The sequence below is a fragment of the Cyclobacterium roseum genome (genome assembly GCF_010119225.1).
In the GTDB taxonomy this organism is placed as follows: domain Bacteria; phylum Bacteroidota; class Bacteroidia; order Cytophagales; family Cyclobacteriaceae; genus Cyclobacterium; species Cyclobacterium roseum.
In genome coordinates this window covers 38,227-56,564 of record NZ_WNKF01000001.1, presented here as the reverse complement: position 1 = coordinate 56,564, position 18,338 = coordinate 38,227, and the positions used below count along the sequence as shown (strand labels likewise).

The 18,338-nt window shown below is 48.2% G+C and carries 12 protein-coding genes; all 12 read right to left on the bottom strand.

Features of this window, described 5'->3' with window-relative positions:
• Positions 1-206 precede the first annotated feature (206 nt).
• A complete protein-coding gene (locus GJQ68_RS00175; RefSeq protein WP_162415302.1) occupies positions 207-1,640 on the bottom strand; it encodes a BNR-4 repeat-containing protein in 1,434 nt (477 codons plus the stop codon).
• Between the two features lie 78 nt (positions 1,641-1,718).
• Positions 1,719-2,099: a response regulator gene (locus tag GJQ68_RS00170; RefSeq protein ID WP_162415301.1), complete on the bottom strand. Its 381-nt coding sequence runs from the start codon at positions 2,097-2,099 to the stop codon at positions 1,719-1,721.
• 306 nt (positions 2,100-2,405) lie between these two features.
• The gene (locus GJQ68_RS00165) at positions 2,406-3,743 is read right to left on the bottom strand and encodes an enolase C-terminal domain-like protein (RefSeq protein ID WP_394351266.1); all 1,338 of its coding nucleotides are present in this window, start codon (positions 3,741-3,743) and stop codon (positions 2,406-2,408) included.
• A gap of 87 nt (positions 3,744-3,830) precedes the next feature.
• The gene (locus GJQ68_RS00160) at positions 3,831-6,209 is read right to left on the bottom strand and encodes a c-type cytochrome (protein WP_235940974.1); all 2,379 of its coding nucleotides are present in this window, start codon (positions 6,207-6,209) and stop codon (positions 3,831-3,833) included.
• Complete coding sequence (locus tag GJQ68_RS00155) at positions 6,209-7,663, bottom strand: sulfatase family protein (RefSeq protein ID WP_162415299.1); 1,455 nt, start codon at positions 7,661-7,663, stop codon at positions 6,209-6,211. Before GJQ68_RS00155 ends, GJQ68_RS00160 begins: the two co-directional genes overlap by 1 nt.
• A complete protein-coding gene (locus GJQ68_RS00150; RefSeq protein ID WP_162415298.1) occupies positions 7,660-9,249 on the bottom strand; it encodes a sulfatase family protein in 1,590 nt (529 codons plus the stop codon). Before GJQ68_RS00150 ends, GJQ68_RS00155 begins: the two co-directional genes overlap by 4 nt.
• A 9-nt stretch (positions 9,250-9,258) precedes the next feature.
• Entirely contained in the window at positions 9,259-10,392 is a 1,134-nt protein-coding gene (locus GJQ68_RS00145) for a formylglycine-generating enzyme family protein (protein ID WP_235940973.1), read from the bottom strand.
• Positions 10,393-10,500: 108 nt separating this feature from the next.
• Complete coding sequence (locus GJQ68_RS00140) at positions 10,501-12,408, bottom strand: sulfatase family protein (RefSeq protein ID WP_235940972.1); 1,908 nt, start codon at positions 12,406-12,408, stop codon at positions 10,501-10,503.
• Positions 12,405-14,123, bottom strand: a complete 1,719-nt coding sequence (locus GJQ68_RS00135; protein WP_162415297.1) for a hypothetical protein — start codon at positions 14,121-14,123, stop codon at positions 12,405-12,407. The genes GJQ68_RS00140 and GJQ68_RS00135 overlap by 4 nt, the downstream gene beginning before the upstream one ends.
• 81 nt (positions 14,124-14,204) lie before the next feature.
• Entirely contained in the window at positions 14,205-15,740 is a 1,536-nt protein-coding gene (locus tag GJQ68_RS00130; RefSeq protein ID WP_162415296.1) for a sulfatase family protein, read from the bottom strand.
• 53 nt (positions 15,741-15,793) lie between these two features.
• Positions 15,794-16,939: a M14 family zinc carboxypeptidase gene (locus GJQ68_RS00125; protein WP_162415295.1), complete on the bottom strand. Its 1,146-nt coding sequence runs from the start codon at positions 16,937-16,939 to the stop codon at positions 15,794-15,796.
• 153 nt (positions 16,940-17,092) lie between these two features.
• On the bottom strand, positions 17,093-18,325 hold the full coding sequence (locus GJQ68_RS00120; protein ID WP_162415294.1) for a Tm-1-like ATP-binding domain-containing protein: 1,233 nt from the start codon (positions 18,323-18,325) through the stop codon (positions 17,093-17,095).
• Positions 18,326-18,338: the final 13 nt, after the last annotated feature.

Genomic DNA, 18,338 nt, shown 5'->3' with positions numbered 1-18,338 from the left:
CAAGCTTTTCCAGCCCCCTGTTCACTTCTGGTGCCTGCATAAACAATTTCCATCCCAACCCGCTGCGGTGATTTTCAATCATCGCAACGAAACCATCGAGAATAAATGCCTCAATTCGATCGACACTTTCGTCACTTAGTTCTAAATGTGCCGTTTCTAAAAGCTTAGCCCTAAATAACCCAAATAGATAAAAGGAAAGCCTTCAGTTACCGGGAAAACCACCTGCTAAACAAATTATTTTTCCACCTCTTGGGCTTTACCCAATCTTCTTCCATTTCATACGGGAGTTTCCACACATTGCCATCGCTATCTCCAAAATACAGTCGGCTTTGACTGAATTCATTCGGGTCACCATCTGCCCAGAAATAATAGAAAGGATCCGAACCATTCACGACTCTGCGGATGTAGTTATGGTTTCGTTTACTCCCCTTTGTCAACTGCCGACTCATTTCCCAGGTTTTACCCTGGTCATTACTTTTCCATAGCTGCACTTCTCCACCAGCACCCCAAGCTTGCGGACGATTGGCCGTCGGGCCTATTACCGTCCATTCATTTTCTTCGACCCAGAGGCTCCCCATATCGTAATTTTGATCCGACTGAGTAATCAGGTGGTCTTGCCAACTGTTACCATCCCAATGCACCACATGCCAGGATCTGGGACCGTTTTCCGGGCCGGGCTGATGTCCGATTCCTTCCACATACAAACCAATTGGATTCCCATCCGCATCGAAATTCACATCCTTCAGATATACATTTCGTTTTTGACTAAAGTATTCCCTCACCAACCCCGAAGAGGTTAAATTTAAGACCGGAATTTCCACTTCATTCCCCTCACTATCGGTCCATGTTTGTCCAAAATCAGTGGTTTGGAAATAATACAAATTGGTTCGTAAATCCACATTTCCATTGGGATGCCAATTGCAAAAAAAACCGATTTTATTTCCTTGCTGCCCGGACACCTGATAATGACCGCTGTTCGGGTCTCCGTTACGTTTGATAGCTACTACCTTTTGATCAGGGCTCCATTCCAAGCCATCGGGACTTGTTTCCATGTATAACTCCCGAACGCCGGTGTATTTGGTGAACAAATTCAAAAAACCCTTCCCCGGTATAAATTTCGGTTGTGGGTAGGTCATTTCCTCCTCACTAATCAAATCAAAAGAATCAACACGGTAGGGTTCGCTGCTCCGGTATTTATACCCCATCCTTCTTCTACCCCTGCCACTTACAAAAACCCAGATATACCCTTGCTCATCAATGGCCAGGCTGGGGTTGTCATGCGGATCATCCACCCCCTCTTTATCATGGACCACTACTGGCTTCGACACCATTCCTGTTTCATGATCAAAAACCCCTATCATGCACAACAAATGCTTCTCTTCCGGAGAGCGGGTTCCCCCATAGACAAAAAAGGTTCGGTTAACTTCCGGTGCATGGATGGCCAGGGGGACGTGTTTGGCGGTATAGGTTCCCAGACCACCTGAATACTTGTCTCCAAAATCGGAAAACTGCCCCAAGGTAAACCAGATGCCCTTGTACCCATCGGCGGTGGGAAATTTCTCTTGGGCAAACAATTGTTGCCCAAAAGAACTAAAAATAAGAAATAAGCTGGAAAGGATAATTTGTTGCGATCGTTTCATACGTATTACTCTGATGAAACAACAATAATAGGGAAATATTCGCGCTTTAAATAAATCAAAACCCGAACAATTAAGGGGTCAAAGGTTAAATTTTTCTTTTAGTTGAATAAAATCCTGAATACTAAAGGGCTTTACCCAGAAATCTACAATTCTCGGGTAACTCTCTGCATGCTTCTTATCAGCCGCTTCTATGGACGAGGTAATGATAATCACTTTCAGGTCTTTGGGAACATTCATTTCACTGAGAGTATCCAGCACATCCCAGCCGGATAAACCTGGCATATTTATATCCAGAAACATCAAATGCGGTTCTTCAGGGGAACCATTTTTAGCTAAAAACTGCAGCGCGTCCTCCCCATTATTAAATGAATCAACCTGATGGGTAATCCCTGCTTTTTCCATCAGCTTTTTTTGTAATAATATGACGATAGGGTCATCGTCTACCAATAATATTTTCACCTGATACCAATTAATGTTGTCAATTTAAATCCAAAAAAAACAATCAAGTCCAATCGGGATTGAAACAAACAGACTTGAAAAATGGTATTTTTTTAACATGCATATTTGTATATATAAAATACATTTTTTCAAATGTAAACTAAGTGAAAGAAATTAAAAAATATTGATTGGTTTTTTTCGTAAAATTTTCCGGATTTCGAATATTGTACTAAAAAATATAGGTTCGGTTATAAATAAATTAAAAGTCGTTCCATTAATAACTTATTAACGATAGGTTACCATTGACCAGAGCTGTTGTCTTGTCGATTAGCTTTCAACGAAACTTTCATAATGAGGGCTATTGGCGAGAATACCGCCACTTTTTTGATAAAATTCCTCACCGGTGGGATAAACCCCCTCCCGGGTATGGACCCAGGCTGCCTCAGACATGGGGTGGTAACTAAGCATTTTATCCCAGTTTTTGTAATACTGGTGCCCGTTCGTTTCCTGCAATCCAATATTCATATCCGGAAACGGAGCTAACCGCGCAGCCACGTTTTTATTCCAGTCCACCAAAATGGGATTCACCGTTAAGTCTGCACAAAAACAGGGCACGTTTCGTTCGTAAGCCGCCTGCGCTATCTTCATGGTCATGCTCATGGTTTTAGCAATGGCCTTCACGGCTATTGCACCGTATCCCTGCTCTATCCGAGTCAATGCATCCTCTACCGTGTGAGCACTCTCATCAGCTGCAATGCGGACCCCCAGGTCCCCGACAAAGGTTTCATTGGCTTCACCAAACGGTTCCTCAATGACCGCAATCTGATCGAAGGCTCCGATTTTTTTGGCATGGTCCAGAAACCGCTCCAGGGTTTCCTTTTTCTCATACCGCTCGTTCACATCAAAATAGTACGGGATTTTCCCATTTTTGGTATAGGAAGTCTCCCGATTTCCCAGGGTCTTGTGAACTGCCGTCAAAAATTCTATGTCCTTTTCCAGCATTTCCCTCTGGGTACCCGGAGAGCCCGTTTTCAATTTCATAATGAAATGACCTTTGTCCGCGGCATCCTTTATGTCATTAATCGATGCACCCACACTGAACGAAGGAATACTGGCCACTTTATCGTGCTTATGAGACAGTCCCGGACGGTAGGCCTCCGGGATCATCTCATCAAAGGTCTGCAAGCCATTCTCCTCTCCGAATAACAACCAGGCTGCATTGTCTACGGGTACCAGGGCATTTAAGGCAAAGGTCTTTTTAAGATCCGGGTTTCCGGTAATTTTTACGCCATAGGCATAAACTTCCGGCAAAATATCTTCCAACAAGGTTACCGGATCGACAAAGTGGGTACCTTTGATGATTTGCAAGGCTCTCTCTGTCATGGCATACATCAGGGCATTACCTGCTGTAGTGGAATGGGCTTGAAACACCGCCTTATCGGACCATAAAGTCCCCTGGGTGCCGATACCAATTTTATGCCTGCCACTTTCGGCTTTCATCAAGGCCACCGTTTGCCAGGCTTCCGTAATGGCACTTCCCTTAAACCGATACGGAAATAGGGGTTCCCTTTCAAAATTTGAATCGGTATGGGTGATTTTGATTTTTTTATTCATGTTTGGTTCGATTGATGCACCGGCAAACCCGGAATGGGGAAGTCCAGCCATGCTTCCCAGGGCCATGACAGTCCCTGACCGTTGTAAAAAAGTCCTGCGACTCCACTCTTTTTTAGTATTATTTTTCATGGTACCGGTTTAGTTTGGAATGTTATTAAGCGTATACCAGGCCTCTGAAGACCACAGCGAACTACCCGTTTGACTTTTCAAATCCTCGGATAATTTAAAATAAATAACGTGCTTTTCAAGCAATCCCGGGATGGTTACTAGAAGCCTTTTCCCATCTCCGGATAGTTGCATGGATTCGGGAATTAGCTGCGTTAGATCCAACTTGGGACCACCGTAGGAAGCCGTGGGCTCGTACCGCCACTGCTGAATTTCCAGCAAGGCCGGATCCAGTACCTCTGCTGCTATTGGCTCGGTGAATTCTATTTCAAACCCATCCGGTTTTGCACGTATGGCCAGCATTTCAAAGGTGCTATCGCCGTTGTACATTATTTTTTCCAGGCCATATTGGTTTCCTTTCCAGCTCCAGCCACCTACCATTCCGACTTCTCCCACGTATAAGGCACCATCCGGTCCCCAAACCAGTCGATTGACCCCTGCTGTAAAGCCCTGAGAAAACCGGAATACGGCACCTTGGTAGGCACCGTTTACCTTTTCCAAAAAATCCCGCTTGATTCCCCCATTGGTTACATCTCCATGTAATAGCTGCCCCTGATAGGGCCCGTCTTTCATCAGAATAGGCTCAGAAGGAGAGTTTCCGATTTCTTTGTCCGGAAGCCAAATGGCAGGTGGAACCATGGCAGGAGGGTCCAACTCTTGTTCCGCCGAAAGCCCCCAGGCCATGCCATTATACGCTCCCTTTTGAACATGAATCAGTTTGTTTGCCGGTAGCCACTGCCCTTGATTATCGGTCACAAATAACTCCTCATCCATACCCACACCGATTCCATTGGGGGTTCGCAATCCATAATCAACCCATTCGTAATGACCGTCCCGATCGATCTTCAGGGTTCTGCCGCGGTCCGGGAGCTGCCGCTCGTTAGCCATCAGCCGCATGGCCATGGACAAGGTGATGTAAAAGTGATCTTCTTTATAAACCAGGCCAAAGGCAAACTCATGGAAATCATCCCGTACTCCCCATTCGTCACAGACTACCCGGTACTCATCGATCACATCATCACCGTCGTGATCGATTAACTGGGTCAACTCATGTTTTTGTAACACAAATATTTCTCCATCCACCACTTCCAAACCCAAGGGTTCTGCCAGTCCAGCTGCAATGCGCTTTACCGATACCGGATCCCTGTCCCCTTCCAGGATATTATCAACCAAATACAGGCCTCCTATGGAATCCCAGGTACTGACCAATAGCCTACCGTCTGGCAAAAAATCCAGCCCGCCGACCCTTGGCTGAAAAGATTCAGTATGTAAGGTCGTCAGATCGTAACTCGGATGCACTCCTTCCAATGCTGCACCATGGCCGGGCTTCGGAGATGGAGATTCTGTTTCAATTTCGGTAGCTGGCTTCTTTACATTTGCCTGACTTTCCCTGGTAAGGGTCGACTCCTTCGGTTTGTGGGTAAAAATATAATCCAGCATGGTTTTGATCTCGGCCGTAGACAAATCCGGATGCGGGTTCATGGGCGTATCTCCCCATACTCCGTTTCCCCCCTCTTTTATTTTGCCAGTCAACAAAGAGTAGCTCTCCCGATTTTTCGGGTACCGAGTGGCAATTTGCTCAAACGAAGGGCCAACGGTAGCGTTCTTTTCTTCATGGCAGGTGTAGCAGTCGCTATTTTCCATCCACAAAATGCCCAGGTGATCGTAACTATCCCCAATGGCAGGCGGAGATTGCTCCGGAAGTTGCTGAAAATAGTCAGCAGCCAAAAGATCTCCGGAAAGTGTCACCTGCACGTTATCATTTGCCGACCGCAGGGAAACTTCCAATCCCGCTGGAATGTCAGACCCAGCAAAGGAACGTTCGAAACCCGGTTGATCCTGTACATTCCGGACAAATTCCGGACGCTCGTTAATCTTAATCCGTGTTCCGTCTTCCAAAACCAGTTCAAACCTAATGGTGATGCGATTATCCTCCAAAACGTAGCCTTTGTACTGCATTTCGAAGGGAAGTTTTTCTCCATTTTTGGACACCGACCAGCGATTAGGCAGGGAATCCTCTCCATAATACGATGTCCCCCAGGAGCTGGGTTGAATATTTTTCTTATTGGTGAAAACCGTTCCTTCCCGAAGGACTCCCCCCTTCCACACCTTGTAGAGCTGTCCTTTGCCCAAATCATACGCGGCAAAACAGGCCGTATCCAGGGCCAGCGTCAACATTCGAGGGTGTTTATCCAATACGGAGCGAAATGCCCAGGGATCCATCGGTCGGGAGGGAATATCTTCCGGTTCGGAGTTACAGGAAATACCCATTATCAAAACTGCGGCCATGCCGAAAAGCACTCCTTTGACGCGTTTGACAAAATCCGTTATCGCCATCCTTGGGGTATCCATTAAAAGGGTCCTTTATTCGTAGTTGTCAATGCATCCGGTCCTCCCGGCATTTGCCCACGGGTCCTTTCTATGTCCAGGGCTTTTCCAGTTTCCTTATCGTACCAATCCTCCGTCAAATCACTCGGAACCGTATCATCGGTTTCTTCACTCCATTTCTCCAGTATTGCCCGCAGGTAATCCAGCATCCCTGTGCCGTCCCCTAAGGTGGCTCTGTTCAGAATCTGGTATTCATCCTCCTCAACCAGATAAAACTCTTCTGCGGGCCTTGGTGCCGCAAATACGTCTGCCTGTGCCGGATTGAGACTCCCCTCGTCTCGCACCCGTTTTAAATCCGCAAAGGCCTCTGAGGCATTCGAATCGGCAGGTCCCGGATTGCTGAATCCGGGCCGGTTGTTTTTAATGTACAGGTAATTTTTAGTCCGTACCATTCGGGCATGGGCCTCGTGGTCGTGCCAATTGTGTTCGGCGAATACAAATTTGCGAAAGGGCAGGCCCGGATTTTCTAACACCGCCCTGAAACTTTTCCCCTGAAAGGAATCAGGAGGGATCAATCCGGCAAGTTCCAGAAAAGTAGGTGCCAGATCGATGCTGCTCAGCATGCTTTCCGAAATGCTTCCTGCTTTGGAAATTCCCTCGGGCCATTTTACGATCAGCGGAGACTTGATCCCAGAATCAATTAAGCGCGTTTTACTTCTGGGGAAGGGCCTGCCGTTATCCGATAAGACCAGGATGATGGTGTTTTCCAACACCCCTTGCCGGTCCAATTCAGCTTCTACCTCTCCGATAAAGAAATCAAATCGGGAAATTTCGTCGTAGTAGCGTGCCAGATCTGTTTTGGTGGGCATTTCATCTGCGAGAAAAGGAGGCACCTGTACCGACTCCGGCGTATGGGTTCCTGAAAAAGAATTAGTACCCCAGGGTCTATGGGCATCCAGAGAGGCCAGCCAGAGGAAAAAAGGCTTGTCTTTGGGTCGCTCTTCCAGTAGGGGAACCCAGCTATCCTCTCCCCCATCACCCATCGTGGGGCCTTTATCGTAAATCACATCAAACCCCCTTCGTGGAGCGGGGCCCATGTGCCATTTTCCTGCCTGTCCGGTAAAATACCCGGCCTCCTTTAACAACTCCGGAAAAATAGTGATGGACTCCGGAAGTGTAGTATGTAATTCCGCCGCCCCGGTATTGTGTGGGTAGCGTCCGGAGATCATGCTGCACCGGCTGGGACTGCAGGAACTGGTAGTTAGATAGAAATTGGTAAAACGGAGTCCTTCCGCAGCAAAACGATCAATGATTGGGGTCTTTACCTGGGTATTCCCGTAAACCCCAATATCCTCATATCCAATATCATCTGCGATAATCATGACGATATTGGGCCGGGTATCCTGAGCCCAACCCGGGCTAATTCCTGTCAGCAATAAGACACTGAGGACAAACCAAAAACGCCATCTTCTTTTCATTCCTTAAAATCAGTTTCATAATCCGTATCGTTCACCCATCCGGTATTAAAGGATTCCCCCTCCATAAAACGCGTGTAAAAATCCCGTTGGCTCTCCTGAGCATACTCATAGGAATCAAAAACGTCTCCATTCCCGAACATTCGTGGATCTTCCTGTGCTTCCAACTGCTGGAATAACGCTTCCTTTAGGTTTTCTTTAATGGCCTGGTATTCGGGATGCAGGGCCAGATTATTCAGTCCTTCCGGGTCTTTTTGCCTGTCATAAAGCTCTTCCTGAGGCCGCTTGCCAAAGGAAAGATTCCAGAAATGAGTATTACCGTCTACCCTTCGCTGATTTAAAATAACCGTCTTGGTTGGGCTTCCATCGGTATTAAGGTAACCGGTTTCCGGATTTCCCGCCGGCCAGCGATCTGTTTCAAAGTTGTGAATGTAGGTAAAATCCTCCGTAACAATACCCCGAATCGGATAGCCCTGATCATTTGGCCTCCCGATATCGTGACGCTCTTTTCCTATTAATACGGCATTCCGTGTAGGATCTGTTTTGCCCGCTTGATCGGTTAGAAATATCGGTACTAAACTTTTTCCAGTCATGGGGGCCATACCGGAACCGTCCGCATCTATTTTTGCCAATTCCAGAAATGTAGGAGCAAAATCGGTGAAATTGACAAAATCATCGATGACCCTCCCGGGATTTTGGATGTTCGTGCCCCACATTATTGCCAGGGGCAGATGGTTAGAATACTCGTAGGCCTGCCCTTTGACGCGCGGAAATGGCATGCCATTGTCCGAGGTTACAACGACTACCGTATTCTCCAATTCGCCCCGTTTTTCCAGTTCCTGAAGCATGACCATCAGGTGTTGGTCAAAATATTCGACCTCATAGGCATAATCCAGCAAATCGTTTCTTACCGAATCATTATCTGGCCAGAACGCCGGAACATGGTCAATACTCTCAATGGATTTACCAGCGAGTTCCGCCCCGGAACCATAGGCATAGGCTCTATGGGGTTCGGTAGCACCATACCAAAAATAAAAGGGAGTCTCTTCCGGTTTTTCATCCAGAAACTGGCTGAAATTGGCTGCGTAATCTACCTTGCTTATCTGCTCTGTGGGAGGATCCAATTGGATATCACTGTACCGGGGCCCGGTAAGCATTCTGGGTTTTCCGTTCCGCTGACCGGGATTTCCGGGTGCCCAACCCTTTCCGGTAAAACCGGTGAAATAGCCATTTTCTCCCAGGATTTCTACATGGGAGGCAAAATTTTCCGGAAAAAACGGAACGTGATTGGCGGCTTCTTCCAGCTGCCAGGAGTTCCTTCCGGTAAGAATAATGGATCGCGAAGGAGAGCATTTTGCATTCGGAGTGTAAGCCCGGGAAAACAGCAAGCCTTCCCTAGCCACCCGGTCAAAAGCCGGTGTCTGAATCCAGTCAATACCGTAGACTCCCATATGCGGATAGGACAAATCATCTGCTATGGCAAACAGGATATTGGGTCTTCGGGAGCTTTCTGCTACTTTTTCCTGACAAGAAAATAGGAAACAGCAACCGAAAACATACAATAATAATAGGTTATTTTGGGCAGCCATACGTCTCGTTTAATTGGAGGATACACAACGGAATCCGGTATGCTCCAGTCCGGTATCTGCGGATGACTTCATCTTGGCACTCACCCGGTATCCCTCACAGTAAGAAACATTGCAGAGAAAAGAACCCCCTTTGACAACTTTCTTGGGAACAGTGGGCTCTTGCGGGTCATAGCTATCGGATGGGCCTTGTGGGTTTTCCTGGACTTCGTCGTTCAAGCGGGAATAGTAGTCTTCCCGGTACCAATCGTTGGTCCATTCCCAAACATTGCCGGCCATGTCGTACAAGCCATGGGGATTGGGCTCAAATGATTTAACCGGTGCCAGGCCTTGAAAACCGTCCTCGCCTTTATCCGTCACCGGAAACTCTCCCTGCCAGATATTGGCCATAAAACCACTTTTTTCTACCGGGTCGTCTCCCCAGGGAAAGGACTTTTCTTCCAAGCCTCCTCTGGCGGCAAATTCCCATTCTGCTTCTGTCGGTAGTCGCTTTCCTGCCCATTTGGCATAAGCCACGGCATCGTCCCAGGCTACGTGCACCACCGGATAATCTTCTTTGCCCTCAATGCTGCTTCCGGGACCTTGTGGCTGTCGCCAATTGGCTTCTGGTGTCCACTCCCACCAATGGGAGGCATTGTTTAAGGGAACCGACTGGTCAGGCGATCGGAACGTAAGGGAAGCCGCTACCAGTACTTCATCCGGTGGTTTGGGAGTGCCGGGTGGCAGTTGTTTTTTAATTTCTTCCCAATCTGGTTTTTTCTCCGCCACGGTTACGTAACCGGTAGCCTCCACAAATGCTGCAAATTCCCGGTTGGTCACTTCGGTTTCATCCATCCAGAAGCCATCAACTTTAACCGTGTGGGCAGGAAGTTCATCCTTTCTGCCCCGGCCATCCGTGGCACCTCGGGTAAAGGTTCCACCTTCTATCCAAATCATTCCTTCATGTGATTCCGGAGCATCTCGCTCAGGAATAGCATTTTCCGTAGCAGCATTGCCTGCGGAAAACCGGTCCGGGATGGTGCCATGGCAGTCCGTCATGTCTTCTGCGGTCTCTTCGTTTTCAGAAGAATCGGAAGAAGACGAGCAGGAAACTTGCCCTATTAAAATTAGTATTAGAAAAGGCCAAAGCCTAAAACGCATATTCATGTGAGTTGTATTTGTTTATCGGTTTCAATTTAATGAAGTTAGCCAAAAAGCCCTATGGATCGTATCAATTTTTGATGAACGCACCTTTCTTTCCATAAATCAGCCGTTTTACCAGGTGCCTTTGAGGTAAGCGAGTCTTCGCTCCACCTCCGGATTGGAAGCCCTAACGACCAGATCACCCGGATCAGACTGTGGCCTAAACCGGCTGTGATCAAGGAAATACACCAGTGTATTCAGGCCGATCAATGCTTCTACCGGATCCCGCGTACCCTGTATCCAGGAAAACAGGGCCGGAAAAGGATTGTCTATTTCAAGGATTCCCATCAACTCGATCGCCCGTAACTGCACCATGGCTTGCTCCTCTTCCCTCCAATCCGGGAATGACCCGTACGACGAGGCAATGCTTTTTCCAAAAGTTGCGGCCACCATATAGGCCCAGTACCTTTCCAGGTAGGAACCCGATTGCAGGGTCTGGAAGATGTTTTCCCGAACTTCCCTCCATGGTTGGGTCGCCCAGTCTGAAATACGGATCAATTTTACCAACTCCGGATGAAAAGCCTTTCCATAAACCACCGGATTATCCATGGCCTCGTTCACAAGCAGGTTTTCAGGTAAGAACCCCAGGTCGTTATGAGCGGAAAGCCATTGGTTTAAGCCTTCTCTCATTTCGTTCAGGACTGATATTCTTGCAGGATCTACGGCGAGATTTTTCGTTTCAAAAGGATCCTGCTCCAGATCGTAAAGCATTTCAACCGGCTTGGCTTCAAAAAAAGCTCCTTCGATTTCGTCCAGTTTTCCCTGTTCGTGTAAGGTTCTCCATTCTGCGAAAGCCATCATTTTGTACCGGTAATTATTTTGCAAGCCATCCGGATACCAGGGCTGGTAATGGCGGATGTATTTCCATTTGCCCTTGCGAAAGGAACGAACCATTTCGTACTTTTCATCAAACCGGTCCGCATGCCCGTAAGCCTCGTCCCTGGATTCCAGTTCGTCCTGGGCCAAACCCTCACCCAGAAAAGGCTTCCCATCCATGGGTTCCGGAATTTCTATTCCGGCCAGGCGAAGAACGGTGGGGGCAAAATCAATAAAACTAACGAAGGCTTCGGGTGAATCTCCTTTTTGATAGGGAACCAAATGGCTCCAGTTTTCAGGTATGCGAATCACCAAGGGTACGCTGAGGCCTGTTTCGTACAAATACCCCTTACTACCTGGCAAAACGCCTCCATGGTCACCAAAGTAAAAAACGAAGGTATCTTCCAATATGCCTGCCTCCTCCAGCTCCTTGATTTTCTGGGCCACCCAGTCATCAATTTCCCGAATTTTATCTCGATGGTAAGCCGTGGTATAACGAAATAAGGGTGTATCTGGAAAATGGGGAAATAGCTTAACCTGAGCCGGATCGTCCGTAGGAAGGTAGCTATTCATCCGTTCCTTGTCAAAATGCAAGCGACTTTCGTGAGATCCGGTAAAGGTTTCCTGATGAAAAAAGGGCATTTCCGCCTGGGGCTTGTTTTGCCAGGAAGCCAGTTTGGAAGACAGATCCCAAACCCCTTCGCCCTCCTGGGCATTGTAGTCCTTTTTAGCATTGTTGGTGGTATAATACCCCGCTTCTCGCAAATAGGCCGGAAACATTTCCAAGCCATCGGGCATGGGAGCAGACTTTATCTTCCGGTGAAGGTGAATTCCCGTTCTCGTGGCCAGGGTGCCCGTGATAAGCGTGCTTCGGGCCACCGAACATACCGGCGAATTCGAAAACGCGTGCCCGTAGCTCAGCCCGTGGTTTGCCATTTCTTCAATAGCCGGTGCGGACACTCCGTTTGGGTCAAAAAGCTTCATGAAGTGTTTTGAATTGTCCTCCGATATCAAAAAGACGATGTTTGGCTTAGCCGCCCTTCTTGACGGTTCTTTTTTGCCAAAAACCGTCAAAAAAGGAACATAAAAACACAAAAGGGTGATAAATAGATAACGAAAGGAAGGTAGCGAAAGGAAGGTAATGGGCATATTTGCGAATTTCAAGTGATTTGTAACGTTTGATGAAAAGGTGTAAACCCAGTTAGAAAAACAGTCGGAGCATCCTGTTTTGGTAAAGCTCCCCTTAGTTGCACCCAGCGGTGCTGATGCTGGCCAGGGCCAAAGTGAATGGCCGAACCAGCATGGGAGTATTTCCCCACCCCTTCTTTCAGATAATACGTGTCCTCCAGTTCTTCGTGAGGAACCGTCCCCACAAAGGTGCCCCCGGGTCTGAAAATAAGTTCCAGTGCCACCGGCACCCGCTCGGTGCCCTCAATGCTGATCTCCAACGAAAACCCCTGCTCCACTTCGCGAATGGTAACCCGACTGTAGAGTTCCTGGACTTCGGATTGAGGTCGTTCCGATCGGGGCATTTTAGACCAATCCCCATCCCCGGGGATTTTGTCCTTTGGAAAGGGCTGGTAATAGGGTCCTCTCAAATAGCTGCTGAGAATATAGCTGCTATTTTCTTCTTCCAGACTTTCCGATACAAATTGCCCTTTTCCGAAAAAAGCACTGGCAAACCGGATTCCCTGAAGTGCCAGCGAAGATTTGTGAAAGGTGAAAAACACCGGGCTACCCATCAGGATGGACGCATCGTAGTTCCCTCTACGTATTCGGGCCAGATTTGAATGTCGAAATACCCTGGCATAAGAAATTGGCAGTGGTTTCGGTTCCGGCAACTCTTTCCACAAGTCCTTGTCTTCCAGAAAATAATATAAGAATCCGGTAGTTTTCTCGAAAGCGGTCGCTTCAATAAGTCTACAGGCGGCCGCATATTGTCCGTTCCCATCCTTGAGTGCCATGTACCGATACGGATAATAATATTTTTCAAGCGTTCCAATAATAGAATTATCCTGCCTTCCGGAAGCTTCGGTGACAATCTCCCCGTTCGGGTGCAGGTAATAAAAATTCATGTCCAGATTTCGGCGCACATAGGCATACAGTTCCGGCTTATCGAATCCCCGTGCCGTGCTAATTAACACCCGGTTACTGAGAGATGAATAAATATAGCTGCTTTTTTCCTCATACTGACCGTCTGCATCCATATCAATTCCCTCGGAAAGCCAACGTTCGGCACGGGCCAAATAGGCCGGATCCTGCTCGATTTTGTATAATTCCGCTAGTGCCGAACACACTACCCAGCGATGGTTGGGGGTATGAATGCCGCCTACCTTTAGTGCCTCTCCAGCCTGCAACAGAAATTGCTTGAGGGGAACGGTGATGGTACTTTTTTCCGGCACGGAACTATTTTCCAGCAAACGCCAGACAGGTGCCAGCCATTTGACAATAAACCCGGTATCGGGAGTGGAATGAAAATTGGTTGACAGCAAATCAATGGTCCCGTCTTCATGCTGCAAACCGAAAAGAAATTCAGCTGCATGGCTCAACCTTTCCACCAGCCCGGCATCGGCATGGTAGGCAGATTCGGGACTTATCAGGGCGCAAATACCCGTTTTCAGAAAGCTTGTAGCGGCATGAGGCGAGGGCATTCCATACCCATCCAAAACGTCCCCGTAATGGGGAGAGTCCGGATCCGATACATACCGTTGCTGTACCCTTTCCAGGGAAGCGTCGTTATTGACGATCATTTTCTGGAGCCATTCCGGCTTTTCATCAGGCTGATTCCCTGCAGTAAAAAGGGAAGGTAAAGCGGCGGGTACCAAAGGAGCCAACAGGGCCACTTGTCCGTTTTTACGAATAAACGTTCTCCGTTTCATGAAACGAGGTTATTTTTGGGTATTTACCAAGATTTGAATATACCAATTTTTGCCTTCTGAAAAAGAAAGCTTTTCAAAAAATTATGGATAGGCCCAGCTTACCTGATCCCAGATTTCAGGGCCGTCGTTTTTTTGCTTCGGACCCGGTGTACTTCTACCCATTTTTATTAATGTAATCAGTTCTTGTTTTAAGTCCTCCACTCTCTCAGGATACCGATCCACCAGGTTATTTTCTTCTCCGGGATCGGTAGCCAGGTTGTATAGCTGAAAATCCGGTAAGTCTTCCAGGCCGTTTCTGGTAAGCGGTTCGGTCCAGCCCCCGGAACCGGGCCAACAAATCAGTTTCCAGTCCCCTCTGCGAATCGCAAAACGGCCTTCGATGGAATGGTGGACGATAGAAGTCCTTTCGGAATCCGAATTTCCCTGCATGAGGGTAGGGAAAAAGCTAAAGCTATCTTCACCTGCATTTTCCGGAAGTGGCTTCCCCAACATTTCGGCCGCTGTAGCCATTAGGTCGGTGGTGCAGATAAGCTGATCTGAAGTGCCGCCGGCAGCAATTTTCTCCGGCCAGTGCACCAAAAAGGGTACCCGGTGGCCTCCTTCGTATATATCCGCCTTGTGGCCCCGCCAGCCATTGCTGGGATCGTGCCCGACCTGCGCCAATTCGGGGTAATCTGCCCGTGGGGAGCAGCCATTATCCGAGGTGAAAATAATCATCGTATTCTCCAGCACCCCTTTTTCCTCCAGAGCCCCAATGATCTGTCCGACCACATCGTCTACCTGCAACATAAAATCACCGTACATATTCGAGTTGCTTTTACCCATAAATTCGGTAAGGGGTAATATTGGGGTATGTGGTGCAGGTAGTGCGAAATAAAGGAAGAACGGATCAGCCGAACTTGCCTGCCGGTCAATGTAGCTTACTGCTTTTTCAGTCAGGTGCGACAACGTTAACGTATGGTCAAAATCCGAACCGGTGGGTCCATCTCTCCAAAAGCCCTTTTCGTCTGCATTGACGGTTCTTCGGTCGGGCAGGGCGGTCACCCGATCGTTTTCCAGGTAGACGTAAGGAGGAATATCCAGCGAACTGCTGATACCATAGGAATAAATAAATCCCCTGTCGTTTGGACCATTTTGGATGGGCTGGGTATAATCCACCTCCAGGATCTTATTCAGGTTGTTTATATGCTCATATTCTTGTTTGAAGGACCAGTCCCATCCCAGGTGCCATTTTCCCACGAAGGCGGTATGGTAGCCAGCCTCCTGCAGGTAATCCCCTACTGTGAGCCGCTCATTTGAAATCAGGGGAGCCGAAAATCCACCCAACACCCCGTTTTTCAATTCCGAACGCCAGTTGTACCGGCCGGTCAGGATTCCATACCGGGTCGGCGTGCATACCGCAGAGCTGGTATGTGCATCCGTAAATTTCAACCCCTCACTTGCCAGGCGATCAATATTCGGCGTGGTAAAAGCGGCATCGGAGTTGTAACAGGAGGCATCGCCGATACCCATGTCGTCAGCAAGGATATAAACAATATTAGGTCGGGTGTTTTCCTGCGCCATGGCCTTAATGGCCAAACAAAAACAAAAAACGATAAGATACCTGAAATGCATCATGCTTTAATTGGTTTCAATAGAATGTACTCTCAATTAGAAAGAAAGATAGCCGATTACTTTTCCCAAATCAACCGGTTGTCCCGAATGTAGGAAAAAATTTCCCGGTACAGGACCAGTTGAATGTCCAGTAGTTCCTCGTAGTTGGTGCCGTCTTCCAGGGTTCCGTGTGGGCTTTCGAAGGTAAAGGCCATGGTTCCACTGGCATGGTGCAGGGCACTTACCAGGTTAAAGGAGGCCCTTGGAGGAAATTTCGGATCGTCGTCTTCCAGACTCAGTCCCCAGTTTTCGGGCCTGTGGGGCAGGTCGCCGGCAATAAAAGCCTGGTTCAGTTGTTGGGCAAAATCGGCAATCCGCTTTTTCATAAAAAGAGGGGCATGACTGTTCTGGATTACAAAAGGAGTGCAGGAGCAGGAGTGCAGGGAAACACTCAGGTCGGGGACCTCCTCTTTGGCCAACTGCATGATAGCTTTGGTTTCCGCGGCCATGGGATCAAAAAAATCGTCGTGCATGATATTGATGCCGTTGTCATTAAAGTAGGCACCCAAAATACCCAAATCTCCTTTCATGGGATGCAGTGATTTGGCTCCTGGCCAGCGCCAGAGTGTACCGTCCTGCCGGGTACCCTGCCCGTATTTGGTCATGATTTCTTCAGGGAGTCCTTTAAAGGTATCGTAGGGATTTCTTCTCCTTCCATCCGGATTGCCACTGGGAACGATGATTACCCGAAACTCGTCAAAGAAGGCCTGCAGCTCCGGCCATTCCCTGCCCCGGTAATCACTGCCCGTTTCGGCGATATGCAACAAGTTAACCAGACCGGAAATTCCTTCCCCTTCCTGCCCGTGAACCGGGCCGATAAAGTAAACCACCGGTTTGGTATCTGAGCTCTTTTCGGCAAAAAAGGCCGGATTCCGCGCCGCTACTGCCGAGTTATAATTCGCCTGACTACGAAAATCCTCCTTTTCTCCATAGAAAACGGCGTACAGGGGTAAGCCTCCTGCCGAGTAGGCAATGCGTTCGACTTTTCCTTTTTCGAGCAGCGCCAGTTCCGTTTCGATATCCGACAAGCGGGATTTATAAAAGTCGGGTATATCCGAAGGGTTTTCCGGATCTCCGGGCTCGGGTAAGGGCTGGGAGAACGTACTTCCGGCCAAAAAGCAGAAAGTCAACAGGAGAGCTGACAAAGAAAAGGCTGTGTTCATTGGGTTGGGTTTTAACATTCAAACAGTTAATTTCAAGGCAATTTATAGAAATATAAAGAGAACACCCCTAATAATACGTGGAATAGGTTTCGTATTAGACCTGACAGGTTTTAAAAACCTGTCAGGTCTATTCACGCTTGTTGACTACTATCCTTAGGGTTTTTTCCCTTCTAGCATATCCAGCATTATGGCTACCGCCTCCTTTGCAAAAGCCACATCATTAACCGGCAAGGCTACAGGGATGCATTCTATTTCCGGATCCAGATGGGTTTTCAGGGCCTTTTCAAAGGCCTTTACGCACTTTTCATCGTGAAAATAATTTCCCGGAGCATCCAACTGGGAAAAGCCTTTTGACGGAATGAGCACTTTTGTCTTTGCTTTGTTTTTGCTCCTATTAAGTTTTTCCGCGATCACTTTCCCGAGGGTAAAGTTCTCTTCTTCGTTGGTCCGCATCAACGTCACATCAGGTGCCCATTGGTAGAAAAGCCTGTCCTTGTAGGTTTCAGGAACGCTTTCCCTAGGGCCAAAATTGACCATGTCCAGACAACCGGGAGCCAGCAGGTTGGGAATACCCATTTCAGCTGCAGCCCTCAGTCGATCCGGTCCGGCACTTAAGATCCCGCCACACCGTTCGTCTGCCAATTCGGTAGTGGTTAGATCCAGTACCGCATCAAATACTCCTTCACGGATTAAGGCTTCCATGGCCTTCCCCCCCACTCCGTTAGCATGGAAAGCCATCACCTCATACCCCTTCTCTTGCAGCATCCGGGTGCATTCATTTACGCAGTCGGTGGTATTTCCAAACATGCTGATGGCGAGGGTTCCTTTGCCAGTGGTTTTCCTTTGCTTCGGAACCTTCGACATGGCAGACAGGGCGGCCGCTGCCTGATCGATGATTGGACGGATAATCGCATTCAAGCCCGCCACATCCACCACCGAAGGCATCAATACAATATCCTTCACTCCTACCAAATGCGATACATCCCGGGTAGCCAGGGTGGAAATGCAGATTTTGGGCAGGCCGAGGGGCAAGACCTGCATGGCTTTGAGTAACAGGTAGGTCCCTCCACCGCCTCCCATTCCGATAACGCCCTTGATTTGCCCCGGAAAACTGCGGAAAAGTTCACCGGCTCCCCGGGCCATCACCTCCAATGCAAGACCACGGTCATTTTTTTCACGGAGATCGTGAAGCGAGCTTCCTGCTAGATTGGCCAGGTAATCGGCTTCCACATCCACCGGAAACAAATCGGTACTGCCGAAAATTCCTGCGTTGATACAAAGGACGGATTCACCCCTTGCCAGAAGTTGTTCGCGCAAATGTGCAAATACTTCTCCTTTGGTATCAAAACATCCCAAAACGAAAAAGGCAGGAAAGGAAGGCGGCATAGGGCTAGGTTTT